We start from the raw sequence: 18,474 nt of genomic DNA on the forward strand, positions 1-18,474 counted from the left end.
GGTTGATTGGAGCTGCGATGTTGATGTTTGCGCCATCAGGCGCGTGTTGGAAAGAGACCACCATTTGGAATCAAGGAGTGTTTGTGTCATGAGTTCGCTTGAAAAAATTCAGGAGTCGGTTCAATGGTTGCGTATTGCGTCCGAAAAGGCGGCTCCGGCGCGATTTTCCACCAGTTTCGGGGCCGAGGATCAGGTGGTGCTGGATCTGATCGCCCGCCACGAATTGGCGATTCAGATCTTCACGCTGGATACCGGTCGGCTGCACGAGGAGACCTACGACGTGATGAACCGGTCGTTGCTCCGTTATCGTCGTCCGATTCTGATCTACTCCCCGCGTCACGATCTGTTGGAGGCGCATCTGAACCGTCATGGACCGAATTCATTTTACGAAAGTATCGACCTGCGCAAGGCCTGCTGTCAGGTCCGCAAGGTGGAGCCACTGCAACGGGCCCTGGCTGGGGCCAAAAGCTGGGTGACCGGATTGCGGCGCGAGCAGGCGGTGACCCGTGCCGGACTGGAGATACGGGCCTGGGATCCGGTTCACCAACTGGAAAAATTCAATCCGCTGCTTGAGTGGAGTCAGGAGGAGATCTGGGCCTACCTCCATACCCATCAGGTGCCCTACAATGGTCTGCATGACCAGAATTTCCCCAGCATCGGTTGCGCGCCCTGCACGCGCGCGGTCGGGGCCAACGAGGATCTGCGCGCCGGGCGCTGGTGGTGGGAGGATCCGGTCAGCAAGGAGTGCGGCCTGCACGTCAAGTCGGCATGAGTCACGAGATCGACATCAGATGCTCCGGTGGTTGCCATCTGGATATATGGTTATCGTGAACGGTTATTAAACAAATCGGGACAATCATGCTAGACTTGTGTAAGGAGTGATTGTCAAAGATGACTACAGGAAATATGGCGAGTCTGGCCATGGCCAGATAGCCCATACGAACCATGGAAAGTCCGGCAATCGGGGGGATTTTCCGTTTGTTCGGTTGCCAGACGTGGGAAGCGGACGCATTGGAGGTGCATGGATGGCATGGGGGAACAATGCGTGGCATGTCCGGAGATGAGCTCTGACGGACGGATAATTTTCCGTGCGTGGATCGCCATCTTGCTGCTCGGGATCATCCCACTTGGCGCGGAGTGGGGCCCGACGGCACGGGCCGGGGAGATCAGGGTGGGGAGCTCCTCGGCCCTCACCGGACATGCGTCCGCCCTGGGCATCGGCATGCGGCAAGGGATCGAAGCCCGTTTCCAGGAGGTCAATGAAGCGGGCGGCATCCACGGTCACCCGTTGCGCCTCATCGCCCTCGACGATGGCTACGAACCCCGGCGAACGGCGCCCAACGTGCGACGTCTGATCGAGCGGGAGGAGGTCATCGCGCTGATCGGCAACACCGGCACCCCCACGGCGGTGGTCACCGTTCCGATCGTTCAGAAATACGCCATACCTCTTTTCGGCACCTACAGCGGGGCCGCCCTGCTGCGGCGTCAGCCTCCCGACCGTCATGTCGTCAACTTCCGCGCCAGCTACCGGGAGGAGACCGCGGCCATGGTCCGGGGGCTCCTGGAACAGGGCATCCCTCCCGAACGGATCGCCTTCTTCACCCAAAACGACAGCTTCGGCGACGATGGGCATCACGGCGCCATCGAGACCCTGCGCGCTTCCGGTTATGCGGAGGCCGATGCATTGCCGCATGGTCGCTATACCCGCAACACCCTGAATGTGGAAGAGGGGTTGAGCGTCATCCTGGCCGCGCGCACGCCGCCGCGCGCCATCATTCTGGTCGGTTCCCACAAACCGTGCGCGGCCTTCATCCGCCTGGCCCGCAAGGAGTTGCCCGACACCCTGTTCCTGGCCGTTTCGTTCGTGGGCGGCGAATCCCTGACGCGCGAATTGGGCGAGGAGGCCGAAGGGGTGATCGTCTCCCAGGTGGTGCCCTCCCCGGAGGACGATGCCCCGGCCTTGCGGGACTATCGCCAGCTCATGCGTGACAGGGGGCTGCAACCCGGTTATCTGTCGCTCGAAGGCTACCTGGCCGCCCGTCTGTTCACCACCGGACTGGAAAAGGCCGGTCCCGCGCCAACCCGGATGGAGCTTTTGGAAGCGCTCGAAGGGTTGGGCAACGTGGATATCGGCATGGGATCGCCCCTGCACCTGGATCGCGAGAGCCATCAGGCCAGCCACCGTGTCTGGCTCACCGTGATTCGCGCTGGTCGTTTCGTGGCCCTGGATTGGAAGGAATTGTGATTCATGGCCATGGAACCGGAAAGAAATGCCGGAACAGGGAACGAATCTTTCCAGGCGCGGGGAGTCACCTGGACCATTCGCCGCATGCTGCTGGGAATGGGGGCGTTGAGTGTCGCGGCCATTCTGCTGTTGACCACCGTGGCTTGGCTCTCCAATCAAAGGCTCGCGCACTATCAGGAAGAGCTGCTCGAGGAGGCGTTCCCGGTCAACGAGGCGGTGCGCGGCATGGTGCTGATCGTGATGCGCATCGCCGACCGACGCCATGCGCCCATCACGTCGGACTCCCATGTCGAGCCGGGTCGCACCCCTTCCCGCGCTGCTCTGGAGGCCGAGTTCCGTGCGGCGCGGCGTGATCTGGATAAGCTCTTGGAACGGTTCCCGGCCTCCCGGGAGATCCTCGGGGAGTTGGATCGCCATTTCGAGCAGCTGCTTGCAGCCGACGCGATGCTGTCCTTGCTGCACGAACGTTGGCGGGCGCTGAGCGTGACCTTGGAGTCACGCATCGGACAGTTGGAAAACGAAGCCGGGGAGATGATCCGCACCGCCGAGGCGTTGGCAGGCCAGGCGCGTCTGGAGAATCAACGGGCCAGTCGTCGTCTCGAACCCCTTCTGCTGCGGGAGAGCTGGGACGAGCAGACACGCGCGCTGATTCGCGAACAGTGGTTTTCCACGCGCTTCGATGTGCGCGAGGCCACGGACAAGATTCGCCAGGCCAGCCTGACCCTGGCGCTGTTGAGTCGGCAGTTGATCATGGAGCGGGAGCAGGATCAACTGATCAACATTCGCGACAACGGCATCGAGCAGGCTTTCGGGGTGATGCGCGAAGCCTTGGCACAGTTGGAGAAGTCGGTGCGCGTCGATTCCGGGGTGACCCCCCTTTCCGAGGCCTTGCGGGACCATTTCTCACGCATGCCGCCGCTGCTGACCGAAGGAGCGGATGCTCTCTACAGCCTGTTGCACACCCTGTTCGACGAGAACGCCGCCCTGCGCTCCGCGCGCACGCAGATGGAATTGGCGGCGACCCGGATGCTGCGCGACGTGGAGCGTCTCTCCTCGCCAGCCGGGTTGCTGCGCGGGGAGATCGCCGCCGATGCCCGGCGGGTGGTGGATGCCAATCACGCCATCCTGATTCTGGTCACCATCCTGGCCCCCGTGATGCTGGCCGGCGCGATCCTGTTCTCCCTGCGTTGGCTGGTAGGACGCTCGCGGCGGATCGTCCATGCCCTGCAGGGGTGTGCGGAGGGGGACTACTCCCGGCGCGTGACGGTGTTGGGCAATGGCGATCAGCTGGACGAGATCGGTTCCATGGTCAACCTGTTGGCCAGCAACCTCAACCGGCTCGAAACTGCGGATCTTCGGGGCATCATGTCGCGCATTGCGCTCAATGCGTTGTTGGAAACCTCGTTGATTCCGATGTCCCAGCAGGCGTACCTGTTGACCGCGTTACGCATCATCCGCGCCATTCCCTGGCTCAAGGCATGGAACAACGACGCCGCGCTGTTCCTGGTGGATCCGGAGAGCGGAGGATTGAGACTGGTCGCCCAGATCGGTTTTTCCGATCTCGAACAGGAGCGGTGCGCCTTGATCCCCGAAGGGAGATGCCTGTGCGGTACGGCCTTGAAGAGCCGGGAGATCCTCTTCGCTGGCGACGATGATCCCCGTCACGTGATCGATCATCCGGATCCCCAGCCGCATCGTCACTATTGTGTGCCGATCTTCTCCTCCGAACAGCCCCTGGGGGTGCTGCTGCTGCGGCTCGATTCCGGACATACGCGCAATCCAGACGAGATCGCCCTGCTCTACACCATCGCCAATACCCTGGCCGGCGTGATTGAACGCAAACGCATGGAAGAGGATCTCCAACGCCTCGCCCATCATGACGCCCTGACCGGCCTGCCCAACCGCATGCTGTTCCGCGAGCATGCCTTGCAACTGCTCGCCACGGCCCACCGTACCGGTGGCACCTTTTCGGTGCTGCTGCTTGATTTGGACCGCTTCAAGCAGGTCAACGACACCATGGGTCACGCCGCCGGCGATCGGTTGCTCCAAGAGGTGACGTGTCGAATCCGCGCCACCATGCGCGCCTCGGACCTGCTCGCGCGCCTGGGCGGGGATGAGTTCGCCCTGTTGATCGATGCGCTGCACGATCCGCTCAACATCGCCATCGTGGCCGAAAAGATCGTCCACGCCCTGGTGGAGCCGTTCGTAATCCTCGATATCCCCTGTTCCATCGGCGTGAGCATCGGCATCGCACTCTATCCGGAGCATGGGTCGTGCATCGACACCCTGCTCGAACAGGCCGACATGGCGATGTACACGGTCAAGCAGAACGGTCGCAACGGCTTCGGCTTTGCCCGCGTGGCGGGGGAGACGGATGCATCGCCACCCGCGCCTGGGATCTCCGCGCCCGCCTGACAGATTTCCGACCGGCTCCACGATCCCTCTTCCGCGTGGATCCAGAAGGCTGCGCCCATTTTTTTCGTCCTGTCCGCGTATTCCCTCTCAATTTAACAATACAAACATGTTAAAATATACCATTTTAGCATTGTCGGAGATTATAATATATTTTTATATTATTATCATTTATTTTTTGTTTCTGTTATCTTGCATCGCACAATAAATGCACAAGCCCGGCCATACCATTTTTGGGTTTCGGGTACGTATTGACCACTCGATTCTGGATAAGGAGAACGAACGATGACGAGTCTGACGGTGCAAGGCCATGCCTATCCCCTGAACATGAGCGGCTTTCTGGAAAATCCCAACGACTGGTGCCCCGAGGTGGCGATCGCGATCGCCCGGCGCGAACAGTTGGAGATGACCGAGGAGCATTGGGCGATCGTCGAAATTCTGCGCGACTACCATGCCAACAACCGGGTCGTGCCGATGATAAGGGATCTGCTCAAGAAGGTGGGGGAGCGGTTGGGCAAGGAGCGGGCCAACGTGCGCTATCTCTACACGCTCTATCCGTGCGGACCGTTCATGCAGGCCTTGAAGATCGCCGGTCTGCCGATGCCGTGTCGATGCGACTGATCATCGGGTGATGCGGATGCCCTTTGGCGCGGTGTGCGCGTGTCGCGTCGAAGGGCCTCGCCTCATCCCTGGCCGATAAAGGAGGCGTGATTTGACAACTTAAATAATTCAATTTTCCGTCGGAGGTGTATCATGAGGAATCAAGGATGGTTCAGGCAGGTTGACCGGTTTTGGGTGTGGGTGGCGCTGTGGGGCCTGGTTCTTGGGGTGGCCGAGGCGCTGGCCGGCGAGGTGACGCTGCTCAACGTCTCGTATGATCCGACGCGCGAGCTTTACAAGGAGTACAACGGTCTGTTCGTCGAGTTCTGGAAAGCCGACAGTGGCGACACGGTGACCATCAACCAGTCGCACGGCGGCTCGGGCAAACAGGCCCGGGCGGTGATCGACGGGTTGGAAGCCGATGTGGTCACGTTGGCGTTGGCGTACGACATCGACGCGATTGCCCGCAAGGCGAAGCTTCTGCCCGAAAACTGGCGCGAACGGCTGCCGAATCGCAGTGCCCCGTACCATTCGACCATCGTGTTTCTGGTGCGCAAGGGCAATCCCAAGGGGATCTCCGACTGGAACGATCTGGTGCGCGAGGGGATCCAGGTGATCACTCCGAATCCGAAAACCTCGGGGGGCGCGCGTTGGAACTATCTGGCGGCCTGGGGCTATGCGCTGGAGAAGAATCAGAATGACCCGGACAAGGCGCGCGCCTTCGTGACCCGACTCTTCAAGAACGCACCGGTGCTCGACTCCGGGGCGCGGGGGGCCACCACCACGTTCGTGGAACGCAAGATCGGCGATGTGCTGTTGACCTGGGAGAATGAGGCGTATCTGGCGATTCACGAGTTGGGCGCGGATCAATTCGAATTGGTGATCCCTTCGGTGAGCATCCTGGCCGAACCGCCGGTGGCCCTGGTGGACCAGGTGGTGGACAAGCATGGTACACGTCGGGTGGCCCAGGCCTATCTGGAGTATCTCTACGCGCCCGAGGGGCAGAAAACCGTGGCCAAACACCACTATCGACCCGCCTCCCCGGAGAAGGCGGGGGAGGAGGCCAACCGTTTCGCCAAGATCCGCCTGTTCACCATCGATGAACGGTTCGGAGGGTGGGACCAGGCACAGCAAATCCATTTCGCCGATGGCGGCGAATTCGATCGGATGATCGCGCCGTAAGGCCGTGATCGAAAGGACCGGGGCCATGACCAGCATCGAGCCAAATCGCCAAACAGCGACGGTCGTCAAAACGAACAGCTCCCGCGTTCAAGACGGCAGGCTTCAGAAGGGGCCGAACGACGTACCGCAAGCGCATGGACGGTGGTGCGTTCGGCGTCCTGGTCATGGTTCCCCGGTTCCACTCACGTTGGGAATCAGTCTGTTCTACATGGGATTGATCGTGCTCTTGCCGCTGACTCTGGCCTTTGCCTGGAGTCTGCGGCTGGAGAGCGATTCGTTGTGGGAAATCGTCATCTCGCCGCGGGTGCTGGCGGCCTTCAAGGTCAGCTTCGGCACCGCCTGCGTCGCGGCGGCCATCAATGCGGTCTGCGGACTGATGACCGCCTGGGTGCTGGTGCGCTACGACTTTCCGGGACGAAAGCTCCTCGATGCCCTGGTGGATCTGCCGTTCGCCCTGCCGACTGCGGTGGCGGGGATCACCCTGGCGGCGCTGCATGCCAAAAATGGTTGGATCGGCGCGCTGCTCGATCCATTCGGCCTGGCCGTGGCCTACACCCCGGCTGGTATCGTGCTGGCCTTGACCTTCATCGGTTTGCCATTCGTCGTGCGCACCGTGCAACCGGTGCTGCAAGCGATGGACGGCGAAATGGAAGAGGCCTCCGCCAGTCTGGGGGCCGATCGCTGGCAGACCTTCCGCCTGGTCACCCTGCCCGGATTGACGCCGGCGCTGCTCACCGGTTTCACCATGGCGCTGGCGCGCGGGCTGGGAGAGTACGGATCGGTGATCTTCATCGCCGGGAATCGCCCGTTCGTCTCGGAGATCGTGCCGCTTCTGATCGTCACCCGGCTGGAGCAGTACGATGTCGTCGGGGCCACGGCCCTGGCCATGCTCATGCTGACCGTCTCCTTCATCTTTTTGCTGCTCATCAATCTTCTGCAATCCTGGATGCGTCGTCGTCGTCCCATCGGCTGACTGGCAAGGGGGTCCATCATGAGTCACGGCGCGGAGCGGCAACAGAAACGTCCCAGTCCGGTTACCGACGATCCCCTCTGGGTGCGGATGCTGTTGAGCGGCCTGGTCGTGCTGTTTCTGACCTGTTTTCTGCTCCTGCCGCTGCTGTTCATCGGCGTGCAAGCCCTGGGCAAGGGGGCTGACGTCTGGATGGCCGCGCTCTCCCACCCGGACACCCTGGCCGCGTTGCGCTTGACCCTGTTGACCGCCCTGATCGTGGTGCCGCTCAATCTGATCTTCGGGCTCTGTGTCGCCTGGGCCGTGGCGCGACACGATTTTCGCGGCAAGAATCTGCTGATCACCCTGATCGATCTGCCGTTTGCGGTCTCGCCGGTGATCTCGGGATTGATTTTCGTGCTGCTGTTCGGGGCGCAAGGGTGGTTCGCCGAGCCACTGGCCGCTTCTGGGGTGAAAATCATCTTCGCCGTGCCCGGAATCGTGCTGGCAACCCTGTTCGTGACGCTGCCCTTCGTGGCCAAGGAGTTGATTCCCATCATGATGGCCCGGGGCCGGGGCGAGGAGGAGGCCGCGCGGCTGCTGGGAGCCAGCGAATGGCAGAGCTTTTGGCATGTCACCCTGCCCGGCATCCGTTGGGGAGTGTTGTACGGGGTGATTCTGTGCAACGCCCGCGCCATGGGGGAGTTTGGCGCGGTATCCGTGGTGTCGGGACACATTCGCGGCATGACCAATACCCTGCCGCTGCATGTGGAGAACCTTTACAACGAATATCAGGGGGTGGCGGCGTTTGCCGTCTCCTCGATCCTGGTGGGGCTGTCGCTGTTGACCTTGATCAGCAAGGCGTGGATGGAGCGGCGGGGTCGCGAGGAGCCTGCCGTGACTGTGGTGTATCCGGAGGAGGAGAGACAATGAAGATCGAAGTGGTCGATGCCGTCAAACGATTCGGCGCCTTCACGGCGCTCGACGGGTTGAATCTGACGATTGCCCCAGGAGAAATGGTGGCGCTGCTGGGACCGTCGGGATGCGGAAAAACCACGCTGCTGCGCGTCATTGCCGGGTTGGAGTACCTGGATTCCGGTCAGTTGCTCCTGGAGGGGGCGGACGCCACCCGCGCGCCGGTTCAGGAACGTCGGGTGGGCTTCGTGTTCCAGCACTACGCTCTGTTCGGACATATGACCCTTTTCGAGAACGTGGCGTTCGGATTGCGGCTCAAGCCGCGTCGGGAACGCCCGAACGAGACGACGATCCGCAAGCGGGTGATGGAGCTTTTGGCGATGGTGCAACTGGAGGGGTTGGCATCCCGTTATCCGGCGCAGTTGTCTGGAGGACAGAGACAACGGATCGCCTTTGCCCGCGCGCTGGCCCCGGAACCGAAAATGCTGCTGCTGGATGAACCGTTCGGCGCCCTGGATGCCCGGGTGCGCCACGATCTGCGCCAGTGGTTGCGGCAGATGCATGCCCTGGTGCCGGTGACCACGCTGTTCGTCACCCACGATCAGTCCGAGGCCGTGGATGTGGCCGAGCGGGTGGTGGTGATGCGTCAGGGCGGGGTGGAGCAGAGCGGCACCATGGAGGAGCTGCAGGGCAATCCCGCCTCGCCGTTCGTGGCCGACTTCATGGGCGGGGTGAATCTGTTTCAGGGGCGGGTGGAGAACGGTTGGACGCGCATCGGGGATGTGGTCGTGGAGGTGGCCCCACCCGGCAAGAGTTGCGTGGAGTCGATGCCGACCGTGGTGTGCGTGCGTTCCCACGAGTGGCAGATTCGGCGTGTGCCGGATGGTTACCGCGCCTGGAGCACCGTGGTGCGGCATGTGCGACCGCAGGGATCGATCGTGCGACTGGGATTGGAGTCCCTGGAAGGCGCGGGTCGTTTCGAGGTCGAAATGACGCGCGAACAGTACGATCCTTACGGGTTTGAATCCGGAGAGACGGTGTTTGTCCGACCCAAGCGGGTCAAAATTTTCGCCGATCCGCCCCACGACGTGGCTGCGGCGGCTTGACATCGTTCCAAGAGGAGACCAGGGCATGGAGATCGATCAAAAGGATGAGATCGGGATTTTGGCCTCGGCTCTCAACGAGATGGTGGACAAGCTCAAGAGCGTGCTCACCGAGGTGCGCGGCACTGCGGATATCGGAGCAGGCACCGGGAGGATCAAGGCACTGCCGACCCCTGCGGTTCTGATTGGACCATCCGACATCCATGCGCATCGGGGCAGCGGCAGTTCCGATGATGCGTTCGAACGGTTCTGACCGGCCTTCGGGATCAAGCCCGTTTAACGTGGCGAGACGGTGCGCCAGGGAAACTTCAACGACCAGTCACGCATGAGAACGTCACCCCAGGAATGAGAGCGGTCATGCCTGGGGTGACTCTCCTGGAAGATCTACAGCAGTTGCTCGATCTTTTCCAGAAGCACTTTCGGTTCGACCGGTTTGTCGAGAAAGGCCTCCACGGGCATGAAATCCGGGCTGATGTCGTGCTCCGAGAAGCCGAACGACAGATTGCTGCGTTGATTGACCGCCGAGAGGATCAACACCGGAATGCGACCCAACTCCGCATCCTGATTGAGCAGGCGAGCGGCCTTGAAACCGGCCTGGGCATCCTCGGGCAGCATGATGTCCAGGATGATCAGATCCGGACGCAAGGCCCGGACCTCCTCCAACAACCGATCCGTGTCCCCCTTCACCGTCACCTGGTATCCTTGACTCTCCAGGATCATGGAGAGGTTGTCCGTGATGTCCTGGTCGTCGTCGATCACTAAAATTTTGGCCATCTTCATCTCCTGAAAGCCTGATTGTTCCTGATGAGGTGCCTTATGCCGGCAGGGTTACGATGAATCGGGATCCGGCGCCCAGTTCGCTTTTCACCCGGATCTGCCCACCGTGCAGACGCACGATCTCGCGCACCAGCGCCAATCCCATGCCGCTGCTGTTGGGATTGAAACGCACCGCGTTGTTGGAACGGAAATGCTCCTCGAAAATCTTCTCCAGATGCTCGGTTGGAATCCCGATGCCGTGGTCGCGAATCTGAATCGCCACCTGACGATCCCGCCGCTCCAGAGTCACCTCCACCGCCCCTTCGAGATGGGAGTAGCTGATGGCGTTGCGCAGCAGATTCGAGAACATGGTGCTCAGATGCTCCTTGGATGCCTGAATCAGGCACGGAGCCATGTCCAACGAGGCCAGAATCCGCACGCCGCGCGGCTCGCCGATCAACCGGGCGTCGTCGATCTCCTTGGCCAGGATGGGCAGCAGATCGGTTTCGCTTAAAGCCGTATTGGCCGGGGTGGCGGTGCGAAGGTTGCTCAAGTGGATGATGTCGGAGATCTTCTCCATCAACAGATCGCACCGTTCGCCGATCCGGTCGACCACCTGTCTGGCCTTGTCCGGCAACGGTCCGCAATAGCCGTCACGCAAGGTGTAGACATAACTCTTGATGGCCGCAAACGGTGCCTTGAGTTCATGGGTGGCGCGCAGGGTGATCTGTGATTTCTCCCGATCCAACCGCTGCAACTGCTGCAAGGCCAACTCCAACTGCCGTTCGCGCAACAGCAGGATGGCGGTGATGCCGCCCACCAGATACCAGCAGATCAGAAACGCGGCGATAATGCCGAGGACGTAGCTGGAGGTGATCACCAGGCTGGAGGTGACATCGATCATCTTGCGCGTGGCGTCGAAGATCGACACCACCGGAAGGATCCCCAGGTATTCGAGCAGAATCGGCAAACTGGCGAAAAGAATGCCCACCCAGGTCATGATGAAACTGTAGGCACGGGAGAAGAACAGGGTCAACAGGATGATGTGGGGCAGAAAGAGAATCAGGATCGGGGTTTCGATGCCGCCCAGGCCATAGGTCAGCAGCGACAGGTTGGCGTAATCGGTTAACACCTGGAGGCTCAAGAAACGACAGAGCCGGGTTTTGGCATGCGGATCGGCTGTCAAGTTCCGGGCCATGCGGGTATACAGGTGATTGCTGGCCGCCAGCAGCCCGCCGACGATCAAAAAGAAACGGTAATCGACCATGAACAGGGGCGGATCCCGCACCGGCGGGAGCATAGCCCAGAGCGCGCCGAGGAAACAGAGCGCGGTGGCGTTCCAGCGGGTACGGATGAACCACCAGCTCCGTTCGGACATTTCGGTGGTGCGCAACCCCTTCTCGCAGACGCGGGCATGCCAGCTCTGGCGGGGCGTATCGATCAAGGAGGGGGAAGCAGCCATGCGCGATCACCCCATCGTCATGCGACAAATCAAGGTTCGGTCCCAATCGCGGGCGTTGGAACGGGAGCTGGACAGGCCGTGGTCCGGTTCGCCTGCATGATTGCAAGTATAGGCCATTTCCATCTCCACATCATTTCAAAAAGGCCGCGCGGCTCGACGGAAAGGGTCGAATCCCGGCAATCAGGGCGGTGACGATCCCCTGCAAGGCAAAAACCAGCTCCGGCAGACAGGTCCGCATCTCCGGGGTCAGGTCGCGACCCGGCCTCAGATCGAACGGTTGCACGCCCAACACCGCGACCGGCTGGTCAAAGCCTAAGGCTTCGGCGATCTCCAGGGCCTCGGCGAGCCCCAGGCCGTGGGTCGAGACCGAATCCCAGGCCAGATGCGTCCGTGGGCGCCGCGGATGGAACAGCCGCCAGGAACCTGGTTCAAGTCGCATGTCCGCGCAATCGACGATCAGAATCGGTTGTTTGAGCTCCAGAAGTTCGCCAGCCAGGCTCAAGGCGTCGGCATCCTCCCACACCAGCGACGTCAAGGCGGGCGAAGGGTGCAACCCGGCCAACCGTTCGACCAGCTCCAGACCGATCGCGTCATCCCGTCCGGCACGGCTTCCCACCCCGATCAGGGTCAATGGCAAGGGCGCACGGTCATCCATGCTTTCAGTCGAGAAACTCGACATCGAGCATGTGCACCGAACAGGAGATGCACGGATCATAAGCGCGCAGCAACATCTCCATGTGCAAGGTCAGCTCCTCCTTGGACATCACCGGCAGCATGCGTGGCACGAAGGCCTTCATGTCCTGTTCGATGTTGTTGATGTTCTGACTGGTGGGGATGATGGCATTGGCGTCGCAACAGCGCCCCGCGTCATCAAAGGCATACTCGTGGAAGAGAATACCGCGCGGCACCTCGACCGCGCCGGCGCCGCGTCCGGCGCACGGGATATGGATGATCGGCTCCTCCTTGAGGCCGCCGTTCAACGCGGTTTCGATCATGGCCAGGCTGTTGTGGGCGCAATGGATGATCTCGACCACCTGGGCGACATTGTTCATGTAGGGATTGTAGCAGGGGACCTTCAACCCCAACCGTTCGGCAACGGTTTGTGCCTCGGGGTGGAGTTGCTCGAAATTGTTGTTGACCCGCGCCAAGGCCCCGACCGCATAGGAGTCGCGGTGCCAGCGCGACCACTTGGTGGTGGAGTGGGCCACCGTGAACTCATTGGTCACCGAACGGTACTCAGCGACCGGCACGCCGGAACGGGTGTCGGAACTGTAGACCTCGCCATCGTAGAGCGCATATTCGTCCGGATGCTTCAGCGAGACGAATTCGGTCTCCCGTTCGTAGGGCGGGATCTTCAAGGAGCGGACCACGGCGATGGTCTCTTCCAGATCCGGCAGGGCGGCGATGAGGCGGGCGCGGATCGCTTCCAGTCGCTCGGGATCCGGCAATTTGCGCCACCCCTTCAATGTATTGCTCATGGGATGGAGGGTGCGACCACCCATCACCTCGGTGTAGTCGTTGGCCAGTTTTTTCAAGCGCAGGGCGCGACGCACCACTTCGGGATGGGTTTTGGCCAGAGGCAGCACGCTCGGGGCGCCGACGAAATCCGGCACCGCGAGAAAATAGACATGCAGTACATGGCTTTGCAAGAATTGCGACTCGTTGAGCATCTTCCTTAACAGCACGGTCTGCGGCGAAACCGTGATTCCCTGAGATGCCTCGACCGCCTTGGTGGAGGAGAGTTGATGTCCAACGCAGCAGATGCCGCAGATCCGTCCGACGATCCACGGGATCTCCTGGGGTTGCATGCCGCGGGTGAAGCTCTCGAAGAAGCGGTTGGCCTCGACGATGCAGAGTTTGACCTCCTCCACCACGCCGTCGCGGGTGTTGATGCGGATGTTGCCATGTCCCTCGACGCGGGTCACATGGTGCACGTCGATCCGGTAGGTCTTGGTATCAGGGTTCATGCGAGCACCTCACGAGTCGTCCCGGGGGTTCCGCGCTCATAAAGAGGCGATAGCGGTTGGCGATCTGGGCATCACTCAGGCCCAGGCGGCGCAATAGCGCCCGATGCGCCTCCAGATTGGCGTGGGGCACCAGCCCGCGACAGCCGTCACAGCGGTAGCCGTGGGTGACGCAGACCGCCTTGCAGCCGCCCCGGGTCAGCTGTCCCATGCAGATCTCGCCCCGTTCGAAAGCGCATTCGTTCTCAAATGCCTTGCATTCGACGCAGACCGGGTGGGGGGTGAAACGGGGTGCGGTGCCGGTGACCAGGGCCTTGACCAGTTCGATGAACTCCTCGGGCACCAGGGGACACCCACGCAGTTCGAAATCGACAGGTACGATCTCCGCCACCGTGCGTACCCGGGTCTGGGACCAGAGCGGCCAGAACTCCGGATCGGTCTGTACCCGGTTGCGATCCTCGGAGCCGTAAACCCGTTGGTAGTTCTCCGCCGGAGCGAGAAAATTGGCGCGCGCCTGGACATTGCCGATGCAGGCGCAGGCGCCCATGGCCACCAGATGGGTAGTGCGCGCCCGAATGTCGCGCAACCGTTCGGCATCCAGTTCGCGATGGATGCTCCCTTCGATGAAGGCGACATCGTAGCGGGAAGCGGTCTCGGAGATGGCCTCGCGGAACTCCACGATATCGACCCATTCAAGCAGATCCAACAGGATATCCTCGCAATTGAGCACCGCGAGTTGACACCCTTCGCAACTGGCGAAGTCGAAAAAGGCGACTTTGGGTTTCATAGCAATGCCTCCGGCAGCTGCGCGATCCGATCGAATCGGAAGACCGGTCCTTCCTGACAGCAGTAGACCTGATTGATCTGGCAGTGTCCGCATTTGCCGACGCCACACTTCATGCGCCGTTCCAGATCGACGAAGATGTGCGCATCGGGAATGCCGCGGCTTTTGAGTTCCATGATCGCGAATTTGTACATCACCGGCGGTCCGCACAAGGCAACACGGGTATTTTCGGGATCGAGCGGCACCTCGGCAATCGGAGCGGTCACCAGTCCGACCCGCCCGTCCCAGGGCAGATGGTCGGTGCGGTCCACCAGACGGATCACGCGGATCTTGCCGTTGGAATCCCCCAACCGTTCCAGGGCGCGCATCTCGTCGCGGAACAGCTCTTCGGCGGGCGAGCGGCAGCCGCTGATGATGGTCAGCGAGGGAAACGCATCCAGCTGCGCGAGAACCGCCTGAATCAGCGCGCGCATCGGGACCAGCCCCAAACCGCCGACGATGCAGACGATCGCTTTGCCGCGCAGTTCGTCGAGGTCGAACCCGGAACCGAACGGACCGCGCACGCCGAGTGTCTGCCCCGGCTTGGTGGCATGCAGGGCGTGGGTGAGAGAACCGGCATCGCGGATCACCATTTCCAGCGTGGTATCGTCACGCGGACCGCAGGTGATCGAGATGGGGGCCTCCCCGACTCCGAGCAGGGAGAGCATGACAAATTGACCGGGGCGATGGTTCAGGGGTTTCTGGAGTTCCAGTCGGAAGAATTTCTCCCGCGCCGTCATGGGGATGATTTCGCGAATGCGGGCCAGTTGCGGCAGATAGAGCGTCGGATCGAACGTCGTCGTCATCGTTGTGCCTCCGCGTGGTCGATCAGATCGCCGACGATCTCGAAAATGTCGATGTCCGCAGTGCATTGACGACCGCAGCGACCGCATCCGGTGCAGAAACTGGTCGTATCGAACCGGACGTTCAGGAATTCGAACTTGCGTTTGACGCGGTGCTTCTGTCGCGCGGCGGCGGTGGGACGAAAGTCGTGTCCGCCGGCCACCTGGGCAAAGGTCGGGAGCATGCAACCGTCCGCGGTACGCATGCGGTGTCCGGATTGAAAATCGGGGAGATCGCGGGTGTCGTGCAGATCGAAACAGTAACAGGTGGGACAGACCAGGTTGCAACTGCCGCAGGAGAAACAGGCTTCCACATGTTTGTCCCAGATGTGGGACGGTCCGCCCGAGGCGAGAATCGGCTGGATGCGGCTCACATCGGCGGACCATTGCCGTCCGAAGGGACGGGCGCGGCGCGCTTCGATCCGTTCCTTCACGGCGGAAAGATCCGGACAGGGAGGGAATCCACGCCCTTTCATCAAGTCTTCTCCGGCTGAGGATTGGATTTCGATGAGGATCTCATCGTCGAGCGGCGTCAGGAACAGATCGGCATTGTCGCGCCACCCCAGGGAACCGACCGCCGCGCAGAAACAGCGTTCGTCACAAGGGGCCAGACAGTCGCAGCCGATAAGGATGGTATGTTCGCGACGGGTGAGGTAGTGGGGATCCGGCTGTCCATCCTGATGCACGCGATCCAGCAGGGCGATCCCTTTCAGATCGCACGGTCGCACGCCGGCCAGAATCCGATCGCCGTGATCCAGCATAGGGTGGAGTTCAGGCTGGGCCGCATCACGACCGCGAAAGAAGAAGAGCGGATCCTCTGCCGGGGAGAGCTTTTTGCCGGGCGGAGCCAGGGTGGGTCGGTAGCCGTGAAATGCGATCACGGAGGCTGGTTTGACGGGCATGAAGCGAAAGTTTTCCTGGCCGGCCCGTTGCGGGAACAGGACGCTTCGTTCATCCGCCAACTGTCGGATCCAGGTCGTCACCGCTTCTTCGGGGACAAGAAATGCGTGCATGATAGATCTGTTTACCCCCCTTTCTTTCTTCTGCTTTAGGATTCCACGCAGCCGTAAAATCCGTGAACCCCGTCGCGGAACACCCGGTACTCTTGACCGCAATGATCAAAAGCTGCCGTCCATGGAATCAGCGGGCAGGCCTGGTTCGGTGTCCATCTGAACCACATCTGCTGACGGCCTATGCGTTGCCTGACCGGGTCATTTCGCAGCGCTCAGGCTGGCTTCGTTTGTGATCCTGTTTTGCAATAATGGAGCATAACAAAATCATCAAAGCGGTGATAATAACAAATTGTGCTAACATAAGCACAAACCAACATAACAGAATAATTTCAATTGTATTGTCGCCGTGCAGTGTCGGTGATTCTGGATGAAATCACGCAACACACTGGGTGAAGTTGCTGATTTAATTGTGATGGATGGTAAATTGCAAGCGGGGTTGTCCCTCCCAAAACCTCATCCGACCCGATTCTGGCCTCGTTGCCGACTGTTTGGCGAAGGGGCCGCTGGATTTCGCTGGACACTGAGACGGATTCTCACGAAAATCAGAGACAAGATGGATGGTCCGGCGGTCGTCATGGCCCGAATTTTCATGCAGCGGGCAAGAGGTATCAAAACCTCACCCTTTTGGATGTGCTCTTTGACAATCCGAAACCGGAGTTGGATCACCGTTTCTGGTTTGGCGATGACCAGGGCTTCACGCCAACCTTGCCAAATGCGTGACAGCAAAACCCATAACAGGCGATCCAACAGATGGATGTGTAACCGACGAGGTTGAGTCCTTTGCAGGATTGCCAGTTGGTGACGCAGGGCCAGAATTTTTATTTGTAGGGCCGAGCGGCTGCGGAACAGGTCGATAAGGCCGTTGCCTGCGATACTGAAAAGTGATTTCATCCTGGTGTTCCTCCAACAGGTTGCGCATGGTTGACATGATTCACCCGCACGACCGATTCCTGAAGGCTTTGCTCTCCAATCCGGCAACGGCGGGAACTCTGTTGCGGGAGCGGTTGCCAAAGGAAGTGGTGGAGCTGTTGTCCAGCGATCCGCCAGAATTGGTGGAGGGTTCGTTCGTCGATGAGGAGTTGCGCGCCCACCTGACGGATCGGCTCTATCGGGTCAGGACGGTCACAGGTCGGACGGCTCTGTTGTACGTGCTGATTGAGCACAAGAGTTTCCCTGATGTGCGCATCGGCTGGCAGTTGACGAAGTACATGGTCGAGGCATGGAAACAATGGGAACGTGAACATCCGGAGTGGGAACGTCTTCCGGCCATCGTCCCCTTCGTGTTCTACCATGGCGCGGCCATGTGGCGGATACCGGATGAATTTTTGGCTTTGGTGGATGCCGAATCAGGCTGGCGCCCGTATCTGCTGAACTTCCGGTTCACGGTTTTGGATCTGGGCCGGATCGATGACCGGCAGCTATCCCATCAACCCACTCTTCGGGCATGGCTGCTGGCGGCGAAATATGCGACTCGGGATGGACAGCAGATCGAGGTGAAGGAGTTGTTGGTCGAGGCACTGGTTGAAGTTCCGGATGAGGATTTCCGGTTTCTCATGCGTTATGTGGTGGAGACCTACCGCAGCTACGACGAACCGACAGTACGCGAGATCATTCGCAGGGTACGTCCCGAGGAGGAAGAAAAGATGATGTCCATGTTCGCGCAGGATATGATTGCCAAGGGTGAGCAAAAGGGGCGGCAGATTGGCCGCCAGGAAGGCCGCCAGGAAGGCCGCCAGGAAGGCCGACAGGAAGAAGCCTCTTCCATGCTCTTGAAACTGATGTGGCGCAAGTTCGGCGCAATACCAGACTGGGTGACCGAGAAGGTGCGGTCGGCGAACCTGGAACTGATCGAGGCATGGGGCGAAAACGTCCTGTTCGCCAACTCGATGGACGAGGTATTCATCGACCGGCATTGATCAGGAAAACACCCTGAAAATTCTTTGATTCTCCGTTTACGTGGCAAAAAGTTTCCCCTTCCCTCAACTTGCCGACCAGGCAGGAGTCGAACCCGGGTCCATAGGTGTCATTCTTTTTCAGAAGGCGCGTTTGAGACGAGGCAAAAAGCATTTGAAAATCAGATTCTCTGGTGGATGGTTGGATAATCGGTAGGCAAGACGCTTTCAAACTCTTTTTTGTGCTGCATTGCAACAAAGCGTGGAGAATGAGTTCGAAACCGTATCACTTGCGCCACCATTTTTTTTCAACAGT

The 18,474-nt window shown here is 60.5% G+C and carries 18 protein-coding genes; 10 read left to right on the plus strand and 8 right to left on the minus strand.

The features are described 5' to 3' along the window. The first annotated feature begins 88 nt into the window (after positions 1-88). From ACOY6C_RS02245 to ACOY6C_RS02285, 9 genes are all read left to right on the plus strand, one after another. Positions 89-772, plus strand: a complete 684-nt coding sequence (locus ACOY6C_RS02245) for a phosphoadenylyl-sulfate reductase (RefSeq protein ID WP_420903854.1) — start codon at positions 89-91, stop codon at positions 770-772. A gap of 333 nt (positions 773-1,105) precedes the next feature. Continuing rightward, positions 1,106-2,245, plus strand: coding sequence for an ABC transporter substrate-binding protein (locus ACOY6C_RS02250; RefSeq protein ID WP_420903855.1), 1,140 nt, complete (start codon positions 1,106-1,108; stop codon positions 2,243-2,245). A 3-nt stretch (positions 2,246-2,248) separates the two neighbouring features. After that, entirely contained in the window at positions 2,249-4,660 is a 2,412-nt protein-coding gene (locus ACOY6C_RS02255) for a diguanylate cyclase domain-containing protein (RefSeq protein ID WP_420903856.1), read from the plus strand. A gap of 282 nt (positions 4,661-4,942) precedes the next feature. Beyond that, entirely contained in the window at positions 4,943-5,278 is a 336-nt protein-coding gene (locus ACOY6C_RS02260; protein WP_420903857.1) for a TusE/DsrC/DsvC family sulfur relay protein, read from the plus strand. Between the two features lie 132 nt (positions 5,279-5,410). Next, positions 5,411-6,439, plus strand: a complete 1,029-nt coding sequence (locus ACOY6C_RS02265; RefSeq protein WP_420903858.1) for a sulfate ABC transporter substrate-binding protein — start codon at positions 5,411-5,413, stop codon at positions 6,437-6,439. Between the two features lie 187 nt (positions 6,440-6,626). Further along, positions 6,627-7,412, plus strand: coding sequence for a sulfate ABC transporter permease subunit CysT (gene cysT, locus ACOY6C_RS02270; RefSeq protein ID WP_420903859.1), 786 nt, complete (start codon positions 6,627-6,629; stop codon positions 7,410-7,412). Between the two features lie 18 nt (positions 7,413-7,430). After that, positions 7,431-8,321 (plus strand): sulfate ABC transporter permease subunit CysW, encoded by an 891-nt coding sequence (cysW, locus tag ACOY6C_RS02275; RefSeq protein WP_420903860.1) that lies wholly within the window; start codon positions 7,431-7,433, stop codon positions 8,319-8,321. Next, on the plus strand, positions 8,318-9,409 hold the full coding sequence (locus ACOY6C_RS02280; protein WP_420903861.1) for a sulfate/molybdate ABC transporter ATP-binding protein: 1,092 nt from the start codon (positions 8,318-8,320) through the stop codon (positions 9,407-9,409). Before cysW ends, ACOY6C_RS02280 begins: the two co-directional genes overlap by 4 nt. A gap of 25 nt (positions 9,410-9,434) precedes the next feature. Next, positions 9,435-9,659, plus strand: a complete 225-nt coding sequence (locus ACOY6C_RS02285) for a hypothetical protein (protein ID WP_420903862.1) — start codon at positions 9,435-9,437, stop codon at positions 9,657-9,659. A 131-nt stretch (positions 9,660-9,790) separates the two neighbouring features. Here the strand turns inward: ACOY6C_RS02285 and ACOY6C_RS02290 are convergent, their stop codons facing one another. The 8 genes from ACOY6C_RS02290 to ACOY6C_RS02325 form a co-directional block, all read right to left on the minus strand. Continuing rightward, complete coding sequence (locus ACOY6C_RS02290) at positions 9,791-10,180, minus strand: response regulator transcription factor (RefSeq protein WP_420903863.1); 390 nt, start codon at positions 10,178-10,180, stop codon at positions 9,791-9,793. A 40-nt stretch (positions 10,181-10,220) separates the two neighbouring features. Then, a complete protein-coding gene (locus tag ACOY6C_RS02295; RefSeq protein ID WP_420903864.1) occupies positions 10,221-11,624 on the minus strand; it encodes a sensor histidine kinase in 1,404 nt (467 codons plus the stop codon). A 130-nt stretch (positions 11,625-11,754) separates the two neighbouring features. Beyond that, positions 11,755-12,279 (minus strand): hydrogenase maturation protease, encoded by a 525-nt coding sequence (locus tag ACOY6C_RS02300; RefSeq protein ID WP_420903865.1) that lies wholly within the window; start codon positions 12,277-12,279, stop codon positions 11,755-11,757. 4 nt (positions 12,280-12,283) lie between these two features. Further along, a complete protein-coding gene (locus ACOY6C_RS02305) occupies positions 12,284-13,591 on the minus strand; it encodes a Ni/Fe hydrogenase subunit alpha (RefSeq protein WP_420903866.1) in 1,308 nt (435 codons plus the stop codon). Continuing rightward, positions 13,581-14,375 (minus strand): NADH-quinone oxidoreductase subunit B family protein, encoded by a 795-nt coding sequence (locus ACOY6C_RS02310; RefSeq protein ID WP_420903867.1) that lies wholly within the window; start codon positions 14,373-14,375, stop codon positions 13,581-13,583. Before ACOY6C_RS02310 ends, ACOY6C_RS02305 begins: the two co-directional genes overlap by 11 nt. Continuing rightward, positions 14,372-15,217 (minus strand): FAD/NAD(P)-binding protein, encoded by an 846-nt coding sequence (locus ACOY6C_RS02315; protein ID WP_420903868.1) that lies wholly within the window; start codon positions 15,215-15,217, stop codon positions 14,372-14,374. Before ACOY6C_RS02315 ends, ACOY6C_RS02310 begins: the two co-directional genes overlap by 4 nt. Continuing rightward, positions 15,214-16,266, minus strand: coding sequence for a 4Fe-4S dicluster domain-containing protein (locus ACOY6C_RS02320; protein ID WP_420903869.1), 1,053 nt, complete (start codon positions 16,264-16,266; stop codon positions 15,214-15,216). Before ACOY6C_RS02320 ends, ACOY6C_RS02315 begins: the two co-directional genes overlap by 4 nt. Positions 16,267-16,719: 453 nt before the next feature. Further along, positions 16,720-17,157 carry a hypothetical protein gene (locus ACOY6C_RS02325; protein WP_420903870.1) on the minus strand — a complete coding sequence of 146 codons (438 nt, stop codon included), beginning with the start codon at positions 17,155-17,157 and terminating at the stop codon, positions 16,720-16,722. Positions 17,158-17,192: 35 nt separating this feature from the next. Here ACOY6C_RS02325 and ACOY6C_RS02330 point away from each other — a divergent pair, with 35 nt between their 5' ends. Continuing rightward, positions 17,193-18,182, plus strand: a complete 990-nt coding sequence (locus tag ACOY6C_RS02330) for an Rpn family recombination-promoting nuclease/putative transposase (protein WP_420904246.1) — start codon at positions 17,193-17,195, stop codon at positions 18,180-18,182. The last annotated feature ends 292 nt before the right edge of the window (positions 18,183-18,474 follow it).

Source organism: Candidatus Magnetaquiglobus chichijimensis, from assembly GCF_045865675.1.
Taxonomy (GTDB): Bacteria; Pseudomonadota; Magnetococcia; order Magnetococcales; family Magnetaquicoccaceae; genus Magnetaquiglobus; species Magnetaquiglobus chichijimensis.

Bases quoted from the DNA above. Each gene is read 5' to 3' on its own strand.
- ACOY6C_RS02285 (WP_420903862.1), top strand. From the start codon at position 9,435: ATGGAGATCGATCAAAAGGATGAGATCGGGATTTTGGCCTCGGCTCTC.
- ACOY6C_RS02245 (WP_420903854.1), top strand. From the start codon at position 89: ATGAGTTCGCTTGAAAAAATTCAGGAGTCGGTTCAATGGTTGCGTATT.
- ACOY6C_RS02300 (WP_420903865.1), bottom strand. From the start codon at position 12,279: ATGGATGACCGTGCGCCCTTGCCATTGACCCTGATCGGGGTGGGAAGC.
- ACOY6C_RS02310 (WP_420903867.1), bottom strand. From the start codon at position 14,375: ATGAAACCCAAAGTCGCCTTTTTCGACTTCGCCAGTTGCGAAGGGTGT.
- ACOY6C_RS02265 (WP_420903858.1), top strand. From the start codon at position 5,411: ATGAGGAATCAAGGATGGTTCAGGCAGGTTGACCGGTTTTGGGTGTGG.
- ACOY6C_RS02255 (WP_420903856.1), top strand. From the start codon at position 2,249: ATGGCCATGGAACCGGAAAGAAATGCCGGAACAGGGAACGAATCTTTC.
- ACOY6C_RS02280 (WP_420903861.1), top strand. From the start codon at position 8,318: ATGAAGATCGAAGTGGTCGATGCCGTCAAACGATTCGGCGCCTTCACG.
- ACOY6C_RS02320 (WP_420903869.1), bottom strand. From the start codon at position 16,266: ATGCACGCATTTCTTGTCCCCGAAGAAGCGGTGACGACCTGGATCCGA.
- ACOY6C_RS02290 (WP_420903863.1), bottom strand. From the start codon at position 10,180: ATGGCCAAAATTTTAGTGATCGACGACGACCAGGACATCACGGACAAC.
- ACOY6C_RS02330 (WP_420904246.1), top strand. From the start codon at position 17,193: ATGATTCACCCGCACGACCGATTCCTGAAGGCTTTGCTCTCCAATCCG.
- ACOY6C_RS02295 (WP_420903864.1), bottom strand. From the start codon at position 11,624: ATGGCTGCTTCCCCCTCCTTGATCGATACGCCCCGCCAGAGCTGGCAT.
- cysW (WP_420903860.1), top strand. From the start codon at position 7,431: ATGAGTCACGGCGCGGAGCGGCAACAGAAACGTCCCAGTCCGGTTACC.
- ACOY6C_RS02315 (WP_420903868.1), bottom strand. From the start codon at position 15,217: ATGACGACGACGTTCGATCCGACGCTCTATCTGCCGCAACTGGCCCGC.
- ACOY6C_RS02305 (WP_420903866.1), bottom strand. From the start codon at position 13,591: ATGAACCCTGATACCAAGACCTACCGGATCGACGTGCACCATGTGACC.
- ACOY6C_RS02325 (WP_420903870.1), bottom strand. From the start codon at position 17,157: ATGAAATCACTTTTCAGTATCGCAGGCAACGGCCTTATCGACCTGTTC.
- ACOY6C_RS02260 (WP_420903857.1), top strand. From the start codon at position 4,943: ATGACGAGTCTGACGGTGCAAGGCCATGCCTATCCCCTGAACATGAGC.